Raw genomic sequence first — 15,828 nt, 5'->3', positions numbered from 1 at the left:
AGCCTGTGTCACGCCCGCTATCGTGGAGGGTCCTGCTGCCGATTGTTTCCTTCATGCCAAAGGTTGTCCTGACTCATCTGCGCCGCCGCCCGCGCGGCTATCTGCTGACGTGTGTCGGTATCGCACTGATGTGGCTGGCGCCACTCCAGCCGACGCCACACAGCGCCCAGTGGGAGGCGATTCAAGCCCGCGCCTTCCTGGCGGTCCACACCCGTAACACCCCTACCACCTACTACGAAGGACGCCACGGCCCCACCGGGTTCGAGTATGATCTGGCGCGACGCTTCGCCGAGCATCTTGGCGTGAGTCTGTCGATGGACACCGAGCCCAATGCGGCAGGCGTCCTCGAGGCGGTACGTCTGGGCCATGCCGATATCGGCGCGGCGGCCCTGCCGCTGGATCTGCGCCAGGAAGGGCTGATCTACAGTCGGCCGATCCTCTCGCTGCAGCCCCAGGTCGTCTACCGTCGCGGCCTTCCATCGGTACGTGATATCGACGACCTGAGTGGCCTGACCATCGCCAGCATCCGCGGCTCGGGCACCGGCCAGATCCTGCGTGAGCTGCAGGAGGAGCTCCCGGAGCTGAGCTGGAAGGAGTCCGACGAGCTGGAAGTCGCCGACCTGCTGCAGCGCATCGAAAACGGCAGTCTCGATGCCGCCGTGGTCTATCAGCATCAGTTCAAGACCAACCGGCTGTTCTTTCCCGATGTCGAGCTGGGCTTTCCGCTTGGCGAGCCACTATCGATGGTCTGGGCCTTTCCCGCGGGCCAGGGTGCGGCGCTGCAGCAGCGCGCCAACGACTTTCTCCACGCCCTGCAGCAGGACGGCACCCTCGACGAGCTGGTCGGCCGTTATTTCGGCCACGACGACTACCTGGAGTACGTCGGGGCGCGCATCTTCATCAGCCATGTGCGCGAAAAACTCCCCGAATACGCCGAACTGTTCCGACAGGCGGCAAGAGACAGCGGCTTCGACTGGAAGCTGCTCGCAGCGCTCGGCTATCAGGAATCGCACTGGGATCCCGAGGCCACCTCACCCACCGGCGTGCGCGGCCTGATGATGCTGACCAACCCCACTGCCGAGGAGCTCGGCGTCAGCGACCGCCTCGATCCCCAGCAGAGCATCGACGGCGGCGCCCGCTACCTGCGTCAAATGAAAGAACGTCTACCCGACTCAATCAACGGTGACGACCGCCTGTGGATGGCCATGGCCGCCTATAATGTTGGACTAGGCCATCTGTACGACGCACGCGGCATCGCCGAGCAGCGCGGCGGCGACCCCGACCGCTGGGCCGACGTGCGCGAGGCGCTACCGCTGCTACAGAACAGCGAGTGGTACAGTCAGACCCGCCACGGCTATGCGCGGGGCGGCGAACCGGTGATCTATGTGCGCAATATTCGCCGCTATTACGAGATTCTCGACTACGTGGACCGCAGCCAGCAGCAGTTTTATCAGCTCAATGAGCGCCTGCCCGACGACGATGACGACAATCACCTGTTCGACGTCGTTCCCCCAGTGCTCTGATACCGCCACGTCACGAGGTGACGCATGACGCGAACGGCTCCCCTGCTGGCCCTTACGGCACTCGCGCTGTCATTGCTGGCGATGCTGCGTCGGGACGCCGAGCCCGCCGACTACAGCACCGCTGTGCTACTCGGCATGCTGGCCGCGGCCCATTGGCGCCTCGACCGCGTGCGACGCCTGCGTACCTGGCTGCTGGTAACGCTACTGCTGATCCTGGCACTGGTGATGGTCAGCTACCTGCTGCCCGAATACTGGTTGAGCGTCGCCGATTGGAACGCCTGGCTGAGCCCGCTGCCTGAGGCGCTGGACAGTGCCACCGGCGCCTACCGCTGGCGGCCCCCGGTGCTGATGACGCTGTGCCTGGCGCTGCTCGCCACCAGCCTGCTGCTGAACCTGCGCCTGGCGCTGGGTGCCCCACTGCTGCTGGCCCTTGCCGGGCTGATGCTGCTGACGCAGGCCATCGACCAGCGCTCGCTGAGCGACCTATGGGTGCTGGACCACGCCGCACCGCTGCCGCTGCTGGTCGCCGCCGGTTGCCTGCTGATCGCTCAGGCAAGCCTGCTGATCCTGCGTCGGCGTCAGCAGCTGGCCAGGCTGCGCCGTCCGCTACTGGCCGGCGTGACGCTGAGCGTTGCCGCCCTGCTGTTCTGGCATCAGCAGACCACGCTTGAGGATCGTCGTCAGTATCACGCCAGCGCCGCCCAGAGCCACGCCCTGGCAGAAGACTTCGAGCGCGAGAACGCCGACCATCTGGCGGCGATGCGCCGCTTCGTCAGCTTCTGGGAGCTCTACGACGCGCCACCGGACGAAGCGGCCTGGGCCCGTCAGGCCAGCCGCTATCATCAGGACTATCGCTATTTCCTGAACATCGCTTTCATCCTTCCGAGCAGCGACATCATTCGCGTATATCCCCTGGCCGGCAACGAGGCGGCCCTTGGCGCTCGCCTGTTCGATGACCAGCCCGCCGGGCGCGGTGCCCTCAGCGAAGCCCTGCTGCATGGCCGCGAAGGCAGCACCGGCGCCATCGATCTGTTGCAGGGCGTGCCCGGCATCATCCACTACCTGCCGGTGCGCAGCAGCGCCAGCGACGAGATCCTCGGCGCCACCGCCATGGTGGTCAGCCTCCCGGCACTGCTCGACACCCTGTTCAACGATATCGATACCCGCGCCCAGGCGCTGCGCCTGTCTGCCGGTGACCAACTACTGGCCAGCGTCGGCACCCTCGATGACCGAGTCAGCTGGTGGCATCGTTTCACCATCGATGTCGGCGGCCAGCCGCTGGTGCTCGACGCGCTCCCGGGTCGCACTCCGCTGCTGATGCAGCGCGCCCGCCTGCCGGAAGTCAGCCTGCTGGTGGGCCTGACGTTTGCCTACCTGCTGTATCTGGTGCTGTTTGCCTATCAACGTCTCGCCGGACAGCACCGTGCCGCGCATCACGCCAATCAGGAGCTGCGCCGCGAAGTGCAGGCACGCAGCGTACTGCAGCGCGAGGTGGAGTGGCTGGCGCGCCACGACGAGCTTACCGACCTGCCCAACCGGCGGCTGTTCATGGAGACCCTCAACGCCAACGCCGAGCGACGCCCGCTGAGCATCCTGATCTGCGATGTCGATCACTTCAAGCGCATCAACGACCATCTGGGACATCTGGCCGGAGACCGCTATCTGCGCCAGCTCGGGGAGATTGGCCGCAGGGTGGTCGCCGAGCGGGACGGGCTGTTCGCGCGCTACGGCGGCGAAGAGTTCGTCGCCTGCCTGCCCGGCGTCGACGCCACGCAAGCCGAACGGCTGGCTGAGCGGCTATGTCAGGCGGTTACCGCCGCCGACCTGCATCACCACGACGGCCAGCGCCTCAGCATCAGCATTGGTATCGCCACCCAGACGCAGGGGGCACTGGATATCGGCCAGTTGATGCAGGTCGCCGATGAAGCGCTATATACCGCCAAGTCCAGCGGTCGCAATCGCGTTGTCAGCGGGCGTACGCTGATCACCTCTGATGATCCATCAGGCCAGCTGTCGCCGACATGGCGAAGGTAGGCTAGCCTTCAGGCGCATCGCGGCGGGCAGCAAAGAAATCACGCAGCAGCCGTTTGGCCTGTACCGCGAGCAGTCCACCCTCGACCTCGACGCGGTGATTGTGCCAGGGCTGGGCAAACAGATTGGCCCGCGACTCGGCCATGCCGGTCTTGGGTTCTGCTGCGCCATACACCAGCCGCGCCAGGCGCGCATGGATCAGCGCGCCGCTGCACATCATGCAAGGCTCCAGGGTCACGTAGAGGGTGCAACCATCGAGGCGGTAGTTGCCGAGGCTGGCGCAGGCCGCTCGCAGGGCCTGCACCTCGGCGTGGGCGCTGGGGTCGTGCTCGCTGATCGGGGCATTGAAGCCGGCGCCGATGATCTCCCCCGCGGCGTCTACCACTACTGCGCCCACCGGCACTTCTCCGGCTGCCAGCGCCAGACGCGCCTGATCCAGCGCCCGGTGCATATAGAAATCATCGCTGCGCATCGCCATCGCCCACTCGAATCCTGATAAAATGAAACAACTGTATGAGGCCATCACCGGCCCGCTCATTCCGACCCGATCCACCCTGAGGAGTCTGACATGTCCCGCGCTCTGGATGACCTGGTTGCCCTGCTAGGCCTGGAAATGATCGAGGAAAACCTGTTCCGAGGCCATAGCCAGGACCTCGGTTTCCCCCAGCTGTTCGGCGGCCAGGTACTCGGCCAGGCGCTGTCGGCAGCCAGCCAGACCCTCGACCCGGTGCGCCGGGTCCACTCTCAGCACGGCTATTTCCTGCGCCCCGGCGACCCCAAGCGCCCGGTGGTCTACCAGGTCGACGCGGTGCGCGACGGTGGCAGTTTCACCACTCGCCGCGTCACCGCCATCCAGCGTGGCAAGCCGATCTTCTTCTGCAGCGCCTCCTTTCACGGCGAGGAGCAGGGCCACGCCCACCAGCTCGATATGCCTGCCCTCGACGACCCCGACACCCTGATCGCCAATGGCGCCAAGGTGCTGAGCTTCGACGGCCACCCCATCGAATTTCTGCATCTCGACGACCAGTATCAGCCCGGGCAGCCGGCGCGCAAGCAGCTGTGGTTCCGACTCGCCGGCGAACTGCCCGACGACCCCGCACTCAACCGCTATCTGCTCGCCTACAGCTCGGACTTCAACCTGCTGACCACCAGCCTGGTGCCTCGAGGTATCCAGTTCGGCGACCCGCGGCTCCAGATCGCCAGCCTCGACCATGCGCTATGGTTCCATCAAGACGTTCGGGTCAACGACTGGCTGTTCTACGACATGGATAGCCCCTGGGCCGGCGGCGCGCGCGGCTTCGCCCGCGGCAGCATCTACAACCGCCGCGGCCAGCTGGTCGCCTCCAGCGCCCAGGAGGGCCTGATCCGGGTCCGTGACTGAGTCAGCCCTGGAAGGTCAGCACCAGCCCCTGAACCAGGTAGAACGCGCCGATGGCGGTGACGATCCAGCGCGTCCAGGTGCGGAAATTGGCATCGGTGAGGCGCGCCAGAATGCGGTTGCCGGTGTGGGTACCGAATATCGCAAAAGGCGCGGCGAGCAGGATGATGCCCCACTCGCCGGCGCTCAGTGCCAACGCCGAGCCGAGATAGAACAGCACCTTGATGGCGTGGGAGACCACCTGGATCATTGCCTTGGTGGCGACGATCTGGCGGCGATCCATGCGTGAGCGCACGAAGAAGATATCGATCAGCGGCCCGGATACCCCGGCGGCAATGGTCAAGCCGCCAGACACCACCCCACAGGTCAGCGCATGGCTGGGCCGACTGGCGTCGAGCTGGAACCAGTAGCGAGGCATCCACACCAGGATCGGCATCAGGCCGATAAGAATCGACACCGTCGCGGCATCCGGCGAGTAGCCGATCCACAGCAGCAGGCCCGCCGCCGCCAGCACACCGGAGGTCATCAGTGCCACGATCCGCCAGACGATAAACTGCCGCGACAGCCAGGCCCGCGAGCCGTTGGCGGTCATCTGGATCACGCCGTGAACGGCGATCGCCGTGGTGGCCGGAAACAGCAGCAGCAAGAACCACAGCAGCACCAGGCCGCCGGCCATGCCGAACACCCCCGACAGCATCGAGGTGAGAAATACCACGGCCACGAAGACCGCACCGACGAGCAGCGACACGATGACTCCTGATAACGACAGGCGGCCGGCAACATGCCGGCCGCCAAGCGTCAACAGTTTATATTAGCGCGCTATGTTTCGCGACGCGGATGCCCTGCGTCTACAGGCGAATGCCCGGCTCTTCGTCGCTCTCTGGCGCCCCGCGCCCCCGGGGCCGCGGCGTCGGCACGTCGGTGGAGAGCGTGATGTCGTGCACCTCACCCTCCTGCCAGTAGCGCAGCTGGGCCTCTTCATCGGCAGGGGTGTCGCGCACCAGCTCGAGGAAGTTCATCGGCGACGAGGGCACCTGGTCGTTGACCTCCAGCAGCAAGGCGCCGGGCGCCATGCCGGCCTCCTCGGCGGCACCGCTGACGTCGCTGACCAGCAGACCGTCATCGTCGGGCAGGCCGAGGGCGTCGCGCAGGTCATCGCTGACGCGGGTCACGGTGATGCCCAGTGCCGCCACCACGCTATCTTCCAGCCCCTCATAGTCGATCTGCCGCGCCGCCTCGCGCACCTCGGGCGCCACGTGAATGGTTGCACCGGCCTGCAGCGCCAGCGCCAGGGCGTCGCTGGGACGGCTGTCGATGCGCACGGGCGCGTCGCGGCCATCGATCTCCAGCTCGAGCATGCCAAGGAAGGTGTTCTCCTGCAGCGCATCGACGTAGACCCGGGCCAGATTCGCGTCGAGGCCATCGATCACGTCATTCAGCAGCTCATGGGTCAGCGGCCGCCGCGGCCGATCTCCGCGCAGTGCGCGCAGGATAGCCTCGGCTTCGTTGGGGCCGATGAAGATCGGAATCACGTCTTCCCCGCCAGGCTCGCGCAGCAGCACCACCGGTGGTCCCATCGCCCCCGCCACCCCGACGGTGGCGATCTCCACCTCGATCATCTCATCGGGGTCGACGGCCAGCTCTCGGGCCACCGCCAGGCCGGCAGCGGCACTCAACATCACGCCAATCAGCAGCGACGCCAACAGGCGCCGTGGTAACGACCTCTGCATGCTATCTCCTTGGTAGCCTTCTCGATCATCGTATCGGCCACATAAGGTGTGTTCGGGTTCAGGATGGCACTCATTGTCGAGGCCTGCCATGCGGCAAATAACCCTGTTCCCGCTGCGCCTTGTTGAGTAACATTCTTGCCGTATTGATGAGCTGACAGGACAACGATATGGGCAGGGCCTTCCAGAACCGCAAGGAATCCATGGCCAAGACGGCCGCCGCCAAGACCAAGGTCTACAGCAAATACGGCCGCGAGATCTACGTGGTCGCCAAGCAGGGCGGTACCGACCCCGCCAGCAACCTGAGCCTGCGCGGCCTGATCGAGCGCGCCAAGAAGGATCAGGTCCCCAGTCATGTCATCGACAAGGCCCTGGACAAGGCCAGCGGTACCGGCGGCGAGGACTTCTCACCGGCCCGCTACGAGGGCTTCGGCCCCGGCAACTGCATGGTGATCGTCGACTGCCTGACCGACAATCCCAATCGCACTTTCGGCGATGTCCGCGCCTGTTTCACCAAGACCAAGTGCAAGATCGGCACCCCCGGCAGCGTCAGCCACATGTTCGACCACTGCGCGATTCTCGCCTACCGCGGCGAGGATGAAGAGGCCGCCCTGGAAGCGCTGATGGAGGCCGACGTCGACGTCAGCGACATCGAGAACGAAGACGGTCAGATCACCGTGTTCGCCCCGCATACCGAGTATGCCAAGGCCAAGCAGGCGTTGATCGACACCTTCGGTGAGCTCGATTTCGAGGTCGACGAGATCCAGTTCGTGCCCCAGACCACCACCCCGGTGGAGGGCGACGATGTGGCGATGTTCGAGAAATTCCTCGATATGCTCAACGACCTGGACGACGTGCAGAACGTCTTCCACAACGCCGAGCTTCCCACCGAGACTTGATCCGCCTGGCCTGCCTGATGCCTCTGTCAGGCGGGCAGCTCGTGGAGCCGCCAGTCGTTGTCGGTCAATGCCACGCCGCCCCGCTCGGTGACCATCACGGTATCGCTGAGCCCCACCCCCCACTGGCCAGGCAGGCGCAGGCAGAGCGGCAGGTGGAAGACCATCCCTACCTCGAATCGCCGCCTCTGCCCCCTGGCGATATAGCCCGTGCCCTCGACCCAGCTGGGCGGAAACTGCGCGCCCACCGCATAGCCGAACACCCCGGAGTGAAAAAGCCGCTCTTGCCAGGGCGCCAGCGTCGCCTCGGCGGCCTCAGCCGCGGCATCGAAGGTGCCTCCCGGCTGCATATGCTCGCACAGCACCGCATAGAGCTCATGGCACAGATCGGCGACGGCCTGCATCTCGTCACTGGCGCGCCCGGCCACGGCGGTGCGCATCATCGGTGCGGTGTAGCGCTGATAGGCGGCACCGAACTCGAGAAACACCGGGTCCCCCGCCGCAATGACCCGACGCTTGTGGTTGACGTGGATCACCCCGATTCGCGCACCGCTGGTGACGATCGGCTGCAGACTCATGAACTCGCTGCCCGCCGCCAGCAGCGCCCGGGCGCCCTCGGCGGCCACCTCGTTATCGGTCACCCCGGGACGGATCACCGCCATCGCCGCCTCGAGCCCCAGCGAGGTGATCCGCGCACTCTCCCGCAGGCAGGCAAGCTCGGCGGCGCTCTTGACGATGCGCACCTCATCGATCAACGCACCGGCCTCCTGGAAGCGCTCACTACCGAGTCGCGCTTCCAGTGCCGCCATCACGCCATGGCGCAGGCCGGCATGCCAGCCATCGATGCCCACGGCGACACAGGGCGCCAACAGGTCGCACAGCGGCGCGATGACCTCATCGGGATTCTCCCAGCGGTAGCCGAGGATCTCGTCGGCACGGGCGGTCACCACCGCCGCGCCGGTCTCGATGGAGGCCACCTGCAGCACCAGGCGCTCGGCGGTGCACACCAGGCAGGCGTGTACCGAGACCTCGAAGGTGTGGTAGCCGGTGAGGTAGTTGATATCGGCGGGGTCGGTGAGCAGCAGTGCATCGAAACCCTGGCGCTGCATCGCGGCACGCACCCTGGTCAGCCGAGCCTCGTATTCGTCAGCGTCGAACGGCAGCTCACTGCGCGCCAGCGTCTCGGCGAGCATCTGGCGATAGGCGGTATGGTCCATGGTGGTCTCCGGTCACGTATCACCAGAGTGTAGAAGCTCAGCGGGGAGTGGACAGGCCGGCCTCTTCGGCCAGGAAGGCGTCGATGCCCTCCAGGTAGTCGGCCTCGCTATCCACGAAGCCGGTGTTGTGTCCGCCGCTAATGGTCAGCAGCCGCTTGGGCGCATTGGCCGCGGCGTACACCGCTTCGCCCTCAGCGTAGGGGATCACCTCGTCGTCACGACTGTGGACCACCAGCAGCGGCGCCGAGATCTGCGTGACGTAGCTCTCCACCGGATAGTCGATACGCGCCAGCCAGCGCGCCGGCAGGAACGGATAGAGCCGCTGAGCGAGCTCCGGCACCGAGCGAAACGGCGACTCGAGAATCACCGCGGCGGGGGGTTCCTGCTGCTCCTCGAGGCCCACGGCGAGCTCGGCGGCCACCGCCGCCCCCAGCGAGCGGCCGAACACCACGATCTCATCGGTCGCCAACCCGGCGTCATCGCGTAGCCACTGCCAGGCGGCGCGGGCATCCAGCGCCGTGCCCTCTTCCGACGGACGCCCCTCGCTGCGGCCATAGCCGCGGTAGTCGATGATCAACACCGACAGCCCCAGGCGCTGAAACTGGGCGATGCTCTCCAGGCGGTGGGAGATATTGCCGGCGTTGCCGTGGAAGAACAGCAGGCTTCCGCGCGGCTCTGGCGCCGGTATCCACCAGGCATCGAGGGCCAGGTCGTCCTGGGTGGTCAGCGTTACCTCTTCCCACGCCAGGCCGCGATCGGCCGGGGTGGCGACATGCTCACGGCCGGCGTGGGGCAGGTAAAGCAGGCGCTCCTGGAAGGCCCACATCAATGCCACCACCAATCCATAGACCGCTGCCAGCGAGATCAGTACGCGTACCATCAGATCAGCTCATTGGGATAGGTCGAGGCCATCAGGCCGAGCATGAAGGTCAATCCCCAGGCGCCACCCCAAAGGTGGGCGCTGTGATTGACGTTATCATCGGCATGGCGCTGCGCCCACAGCGAATAGATCACATAGAGCGCGGCGAAGGCGATCGCCGGTATCGGCACCACGAAGACGAACAGCAGCGACCAGGGCCGCAGCAGGATATAGGCGAACAGCATTGCTGCTACCGCCCCGGAGGCGCCCAGACTCAGGTAGTCGGCATCGCCCCGGTGGCGCAGGTGGGTCGGCAGTATCGCCACCAGCAGCCCGGCGAGATAGAACAGCACGAACCCCAGCACCCCGATATGTGGCACCAGCACCAGCTCCATTACCGTGCCGAATATGTAGAGGGTGACCATATTGAAGGCCAGGTGCGTGATGTTGGCGTGCAGCAGACCGTGGCTGATCAGCCGCCACCACTGCCCCCGCGAGACGCCCGGCGGCCAGTAGATCAGCGCTCGCTTGAGCGCCGGCTGCAGCCAGCCCAGCGCCGACACCAGCACCGTCAGGGTGACCAGCGTCAGGGTCACATTCATGAGTCTGTTAGCAAGATAAGCATAATGGCTGTGACCACCGCACCGCCATTAGGTGCCGGATTGCTCAGGTTGACGTGCTGTCACAGCCCATAACCCCTCCCTTGGCCCAATCCTCGCTTTCCACTTCGCTGAAAAACACCTGCACCGACTCCGGTTTGGCGTCATAGACCTCGACGAAGGCCGCGGTAATGCGCTGGGCGAGCTCACGCTTCTGATCCAGGTCACGGGGGAATTGCTGAATGGTAACGATCGGCATGCTCGGCTCCTGATGACGGTAAAGCGTCATGGTCCGATGAAAGGGCGGCACCTGGCAATGCGCGCTTATCCCGTTACAAACGCCTGGTAGGCCTCCCAGGCATCCTCGACCCCGGTTTCCAGGAAGCGTTTACCGTGCTCGATCCTGGCCAGTGAGGGGTCGGAGCCCATACGGCCGTCGGGGAAGCGCTGGCGAAAGGTGTGGGCATCGCATTCGGCGCTACCCCTGGGCGCCAGCTGCGGCGACATCGCCACCGGCTTCTCGACCCCGGCGGCGTACCAGGAGAGCGCCACCTCCGAGGCCGTGGCGTGACTGCCCTCGGCGTCGCCATACAGCGAGTCGGCCAGTTCGCGACCGCGGCGACCGCTGAACCAGCTGTAGAGCGACAGATTCAGCGGCCGGTCATCGCCGGCCAGGCTGCGCGCGGTGTAGACCTCGGCGAAGGCCGCCTTGACGGTGGCGATGTTGCCGCCGTGGCCGTTGAGGAAGAACACATGGGTGAAGCCGTGCTTGGCCAGCGACTCGATGGTGTCGCGCAGCACCGCAATCAGGGTACTGGGGGCCAGACTCAACGAGCCGGGAAAGGCCAGGTGATGCTGGGCCATGCCGATGTTCTGGGTCGGTGCCACCAGTACGTCATGACGCTCGCCCAGCGCCCAGGCGATCGCCTCGGGGCAGATCGCATCGGTCCCCACCAGGCCGTTGGGGCCATGCTGCTCGGTGGAGCCGATCGGCACGATGATGCCGGTGTGACGGGTCAGGTAGGCTTCGACCTCCTGCCAGGTGGCGTGCTGCAGTCGCATGGGGGCTCCTTGGTAGCGATGGACGAGCGGATATTCCCACCTTAGCAGTAATCCGTCGCCCGTCGCGCCTCCCTCAGTAGCTCGGCAGCGCCGTCCGCGCCTCCGGCCCCTCCTCGACCTTGAAACGCTGGATCAGCTGCGCCAGTTCGCGGGCCTGGTCCTTGAGCGACTGACTCGAGGTCGAGGCCTCCTCGACCAGGGCCGCATTCTGCTGAGTGACCTCCTCGAGCTGGCTGACCGCCTGGTTGATCTGCTCGATCCCGGTGGACTGCTCCGTGGCCGCGGTGGCGATCTCGCTGACGAAGCTGGTGACCTGCTTGACACCATCGGCGATGGCCAGCAGCTGCTGGCTGGCGTCGGCGACCAGCGCCTCGCCCTCGTCGACCTTCTCGACGCTGGCCTTGACCACCCCGCGGATCTGGTTGGCCTCATCGGCACAGCGCCCGGCCAGCTGCCGCACCTCGGAGGCGACCACTGCGAAACCGCGACCATGTTCGCCAGCCCGCGCCGCCTCCACCGAAGCATTCAGGGCCAGCAGATTGGTCTGGAAGGCGATCGCATCGATCGCTTCGATGATGCTCACCACCCGCTGATTGGCGTCCTTGATCGCCTGCATCGCCGCTGCCGCCTCGGTGCCCACACCGCCGGCCTGGCGAGCCTTGTCGTCCAGTTCCCGCGACAGGCGCTCGGCGTGGCCCGCAGAATCAGCGGTCTGGCGCACCGTCGCGGTCATCTGCTCGATGCTGGTAGCGGTCTCGACCAGCGACGAGGACTGCTCTTCGGTGCGGCTGGCCAGGTCCTCATTGCCCTGGGCAATCTCGCTGCTGGCGGTGCTCACCGAGTCGGCGGTGCCCTTGATGTCGACCATCATGCGTCGCAGGTTGGTCTGCATCTCATCGATATGCGCCAGCAGGCTGGTGGTATCGCCAGCCTTGACCGGCACCCGCATGGTCAGGTCGCCATCGACCACCCGCCGCACCACATCGCTGGCCTGCTGGGGATCGCCGCCCAGGGTCTTGACCACCGAGCGCACCACGCCCAGCCCGACCAGTAACGCCACTACCACGATCACCGCCGTAATCGCTATCAGCAGCCAGAACACCCGGCTCACCTCGGCCAGCGCTTCGCCCTCGGGCATCTCCACCACCAGCCCCCAATCGAGACGCGGCAGATAGGTGAAGCTACCGATCACCGGTGTACCCGCCGCATCGCGGTACTGGCCGACGCCCGCCTCGCCTGCCGCCACCGCCTCGGCAGCGCGGGTGGTAAGGGCATCCTCCGCCCCGCCCAGCGCGGCCACCGGGGTCACCGGGGTGCCGTCGCTGGCCAGCAGAAAGGTGTCCGAGCTGCCGCCCAGTGACATCTCGGCCATACGATCGAATAGCACCCCCAGACGTACCGCGGCGCGCACCACCCCGATCACGTCGCCGCCGTCGTCGTATACCGGCACCACCACGTTGCTGACCTGGTTGCCGGTGGCACGCGACACCAGCGGCTGCGAGAACACCATCTCGCCCTGAATGGCCTCCTGGAACCAGGCACGATCGGCGACCTCGAACTCCGCTGCCTCACTCGGCGACATCACCACAGCGCCGTTGTCATAGCTGACCCCGGAGACACCGCGACCATCCGGCCCCACGAAGAAGATGGTGTCGTAGAAACCGTCCTGAGCGGCAATCTGGGCCAGCAGATGATCGATCTGCTCGACCTCGACCTGGCGCACCGGATCGAGCCCGGCGATGTAGCGCATGTCATCCTGGCGGGCATCCAGCCACTGGCTGAACGACTCGGTCATCATTTCACCGGTGCCTTGAAGTTGATTGACCGTTGCCTGGGTGTAGGACTGGCGGTATTGGATATACACCAGGCTAGCGACCACGATGACCGACACCAGCACCAGGGACACGATCATCAGCGTCAAACGGCTGCTGAATCCCAGTCGGCGGGTTTGATTAGCATTCGGTTTATTGTCGTTTTTCTGGCGCCCGTGATAACCGTCAGGCGACGGCGTCAGCATCTGATTCATGGGAGGGTTCCTCTGCGAGTCGGCGAAGCGCCGGCTGGCCTGGGTTGCCAAGGCCGCCGGGGTATTTTTATCGGGTGCAGACTGTCTTACTTCGCTTATCGGCATTCGCCGCAGAGACTTTAGGCATTTGCCCAGTAAATATCAGGCCGGCCACTCATATATTAAAAATATAAATATTAGAGAAAATTCCTATATATGAATGTGTGAGACACTCATTAATCGTCGTCGCGTTGATCATCCGCCAACGCCGCCATACGCTCGGCATGCTCTTCGCGGGCATCTTCGATGACGTCCAGCAGCTGATCGACGTCGACCTCACTGGTGTCGGGCGTAAAGCAACCGGTCAGCGGCGTATCCGGCTGCAGCTCGCCGCCCGCGTAGAGCGCCCAGATCTCCTTGCCGTAGTCGGTCTCGAGCAGCGTCGGCGCAAAGCGGCCGAAGTAGCGCCGCATATTGTCGACGTCACGCTCGAGCATGCTCGCAGCGCTGTTGTTACCAGCCGCATCTACCGCCTGGGGCAGGTCGATGATCACCGGCCCCTGGGTATCGACCAGCACGTTGAACTCCGAGAGATCGCCGTGTACCAGGCCCGCACAGAGCATGCGCACCACGTCGCGCATCACCTGGGCGTGGTAGTCGATGGCCTGCTCGGCGCTCAGCTCCACATCATCCAGCCGCGGTGCCGCGGCGCCCTCGGCGTCCTGGATCATATCCATCAGCAGCACGCCGTCGACAAAGCCATGCGGCTGCGGCACACGCACTCCGGCCGCGGCCAGCCGGTAGAGGGCATCAACCTCGGCAGTCAGCCAGGCCTGCTCCTGCTCCTTCTGGCCGTAGCGGGTCTTCTTGGCCATGGCGCGGGCACGGCGAGTGTTGCGCTCGCGTCGCCCCTCCTGGTACTGCACCGCCTGCTTGAAGCTGCGCTGCTTGGCTTCCTTGAAGACCTTGGCACAGCGCAGCGCCTCGCCGCAGCGCACCACGTAAACCTGAGCTTCTTTACCGCTCATCAACTGGGTGACGACCTCATCGATCATCCCATCTTCGACCAGCGGCTGTAGACGTTTGGGTATTTTCATGGACCTAGTGTGGCATATCAGCGGCGAATTCGGCGCACGCGAACGCGACGCCCCTTGAGCGGGTCGGCACTCAGCTTGGCCAGCGCCTGGTCGACCACCTCGCGGCTGACCGCCACGTAGGCGCTGCGTGCCAGCACCTTGATCTTGCCGACCTGGTCACCGGCGATGCCGCCCTCCCCCGTCAGAGCTCCCAGGATATCACCGGGGCGCAGCTTCTGCTGCTTGCCGCTGCCGAGCTGCAGGGTAGCCATCGGTGGCATCAGCGGCTCGCGATCGAGCACGCTGCGTGGCGGCAATGTTGCCTCCTCGAGGGGCTCGCCGAGAAATTCCGTGAGGCGTTCCAGGCGATAGCTTTCCGCCTCGCTGACCAGCGTGCAGGCCACGCCGGAGCCGCCGGCACGCCCGGTACGCCCGACCCGGTGGACATGCACCTCGAGGTCGCGGGCAATCTGGTAGTTGAAGACCGCATCGAGGGCATCGATATCGAGCCCACGGGCCGCCACGTCGGTGGCCACCAGGATCGACGCACTGCGGTTGGCAAACAGCACCAGCAGGCGATCGCGGTCGGCCTGCTCGAGGTCGCCGTGCAGCCCCAGGGCGCTGAACCCGGCGTCGCACAGCGCTGCGGCCAGCTCGTCGGTCTCGCGCTTGGTGTTGCAGAACACCACGCTGGACGTCGGTCGCAGCGCCAGCAGCAGACGCCGCAGGGCATCGAAACGCGTCGCTTCGTCGGCGACACGATAGACACGCTGCTCGATGCTGCCGGCGTCATGGGTCGAGGCGATCTCGACCCGGACCGGCTCGCGCAGCAGCGCCTCGGCCACCGCCTTGACCGCCTCGCTGTAGGTGGCGCTGAACAGCCAGGTCTGACGGCGCGGCGGAGTCTCGGCAATGATCGCTTCGAGGGCGGCCTGAAAGCCCATGTCGAGCATGCGATCGGCCTCATCCAGCACCAGCGTCTCCAGGCCGCGCAGGTTGAGAGAGCCCTTGCGCAGATGCTCCTCGACGCGCCCCGGGGTGCCCACCACGATATGCGCACCGTGAGCCAGCGAGCTGAGCTGCGGCCCCATTGCCGCCCCACCGCACAGCGTCAGCACCTTGACGTTGGCCAGCAGCCGCGCCAGACGACGCAGCTCTTCAGCCACCTGATCGGCCAGCTCGCGGGTTGGGCAGAGCACCAGCGCCTGGACGCGAAAGTTCACCACATCAAGGCGCGACAGCAGCCCCAGACCGAAGGCCGCGGTCTTGCCCGACCCGGTCTGGGCCTGGGCGATCAGATCGCGTCCGGCCAGCATCGGCGGCAGGCCCGCGGCCTGCACCGGTGTCATGCACTGATAGCCCAGCGACTCGAGGTTGGCGAGCAGTTCAGGGGCTAGCGGCAGCGCGGTGAAATCACCGTCGGCGGGAGCATCGGACACGGAGCGATACCTGCAG

The 15,828-nt window shown here is 65.7% G+C and carries 15 protein-coding genes; 4 read left to right on the top strand and 11 right to left on the bottom strand.

The window, feature by feature from the left end; all coding sequences use genetic code 11:
• The first annotated feature begins 53 nt into the window (after positions 1–53).
• Entirely contained in the window at positions 54–1,523 is a 1,470-nt protein-coding gene (gene mltF, locus IEI94_RS02520; RefSeq protein WP_191165262.1) for a membrane-bound lytic murein transglycosylase MltF, read from the top strand.
• Positions 1,524–1,547: 24 nt separating this feature from the next.
• Positions 1,548–3,557: a sensor domain-containing diguanylate cyclase gene (locus IEI94_RS02515; protein WP_191165260.1), complete on the top strand. Its 2,010-nt coding sequence runs from the start codon at positions 1,548–1,550 to the stop codon at positions 3,555–3,557.
• Position 3,558: 1 nt separating this feature from the next.
• On the opposite strand, the gene tadA is transcribed toward IEI94_RS02515, so the two are convergent.
• Positions 3,559–4,026: a tRNA adenosine(34) deaminase TadA gene (gene tadA, locus IEI94_RS02510; RefSeq protein ID WP_191165660.1), complete on the bottom strand. Its 468-nt coding sequence runs from the start codon at positions 4,024–4,026 to the stop codon at positions 3,559–3,561.
• Between the two features lie 96 nt (positions 4,027–4,122).
• Between tadA and IEI94_RS02505 the strand changes: the two genes are divergently transcribed.
• Positions 4,123–4,935: an acyl-CoA thioesterase gene (locus IEI94_RS02505; RefSeq protein ID WP_191165258.1), complete on the top strand. Its 813-nt coding sequence runs from the start codon at positions 4,123–4,125 to the stop codon at positions 4,933–4,935.
• Between the two features lies 1 nt (position 4,936).
• On the opposite strand, the gene IEI94_RS02500 is transcribed toward IEI94_RS02505, so the two are convergent.
• Together IEI94_RS02500 and IEI94_RS02495 are read right to left on the bottom strand one after the other, a co-directional pair.
• On the bottom strand, positions 4,937–5,680 hold the full coding sequence (locus tag IEI94_RS02500) for a TSUP family transporter (RefSeq protein ID WP_191165256.1): 744 nt from the start codon (positions 5,678–5,680) through the stop codon (positions 4,937–4,939).
• 100 nt (positions 5,681–5,780) lie between these two features.
• On the bottom strand, positions 5,781–6,662 hold the full coding sequence (locus IEI94_RS02495) for a bifunctional nuclease domain-containing protein (RefSeq protein ID WP_191165254.1): 882 nt from the start codon (positions 6,660–6,662) through the stop codon (positions 5,781–5,783).
• A gap of 167 nt (positions 6,663–6,829) precedes the next feature.
• On the opposite strand from IEI94_RS02495, the gene IEI94_RS02490 reads away from it, so the two are divergent.
• Positions 6,830–7,558 carry a YebC/PmpR family DNA-binding transcriptional regulator gene (locus tag IEI94_RS02490; RefSeq protein ID WP_191165252.1) on the top strand — a complete coding sequence of 243 codons (729 nt, stop codon included), beginning with the start codon at positions 6,830–6,832 and terminating at the stop codon, positions 7,556–7,558.
• A gap of 26 nt (positions 7,559–7,584) precedes the next feature.
• Here the strand turns inward: IEI94_RS02490 and IEI94_RS02485 are convergent, their stop codons facing one another.
• The 8 genes from IEI94_RS02485 to dbpA form a co-directional block, all read right to left on the bottom strand.
• The gene (locus tag IEI94_RS02485) at positions 7,585–8,772 is read right to left on the bottom strand and encodes a M24 family metallopeptidase (protein WP_191165250.1); all 1,188 of its coding nucleotides are present in this window, start codon (positions 8,770–8,772) and stop codon (positions 7,585–7,587) included.
• 37 nt (positions 8,773–8,809) lie between these two features.
• Positions 8,810–9,652 (bottom strand): alpha/beta hydrolase, encoded by an 843-nt coding sequence (locus tag IEI94_RS02480; RefSeq protein WP_191165248.1) that lies wholly within the window; start codon positions 9,650–9,652, stop codon positions 8,810–8,812.
• Positions 9,652–10,233: a rhomboid family intramembrane serine protease gene (locus tag IEI94_RS02475; RefSeq protein ID WP_191165246.1), complete on the bottom strand. Its 582-nt coding sequence runs from the start codon at positions 10,231–10,233 to the stop codon at positions 9,652–9,654. The genes IEI94_RS02480 and IEI94_RS02475 overlap by 1 nt, the downstream gene beginning before the upstream one ends.
• Before the next feature lie 64 nt (positions 10,234–10,297).
• Positions 10,298–10,489 (bottom strand): tautomerase family protein, encoded by a 192-nt coding sequence (locus IEI94_RS02470; protein WP_191165244.1) that lies wholly within the window; start codon positions 10,487–10,489, stop codon positions 10,298–10,300.
• A gap of 65 nt (positions 10,490–10,554) precedes the next feature.
• Complete coding sequence (locus tag IEI94_RS02465) at positions 10,555–11,292, bottom strand: creatininase family protein (protein WP_191165242.1); 738 nt, start codon at positions 11,290–11,292, stop codon at positions 10,555–10,557.
• Between the two features lie 73 nt (positions 11,293–11,365).
• Positions 11,366–13,318, bottom strand: a complete 1,953-nt coding sequence (locus IEI94_RS02460) for a methyl-accepting chemotaxis protein (protein ID WP_191165241.1) — start codon at positions 13,316–13,318, stop codon at positions 11,366–11,368.
• Positions 13,319–13,533: 215 nt separating this feature from the next.
• Complete coding sequence (locus IEI94_RS02455; protein WP_191165239.1) at positions 13,534–14,394, bottom strand: PA4780 family RIO1-like protein kinase; 861 nt, start codon at positions 14,392–14,394, stop codon at positions 13,534–13,536.
• A gap of 17 nt (positions 14,395–14,411) precedes the next feature.
• Positions 14,412–15,812: an ATP-dependent RNA helicase DbpA gene (gene dbpA, locus IEI94_RS02450; protein ID WP_191165237.1), complete on the bottom strand. Its 1,401-nt coding sequence runs from the start codon at positions 15,810–15,812 to the stop codon at positions 14,412–14,414.
• Positions 15,813–15,828: the final 16 nt, after the last annotated feature.

Source organism: Halomonas sp. ML-15, from assembly GCF_014779595.1.
In the GTDB taxonomy this organism is placed as follows: domain Bacteria; phylum Pseudomonadota; class Gammaproteobacteria; order Pseudomonadales; family Halomonadaceae; genus Franzmannia.
This window is presented reverse-complemented; position numbering and strand designations above follow the sequence as displayed.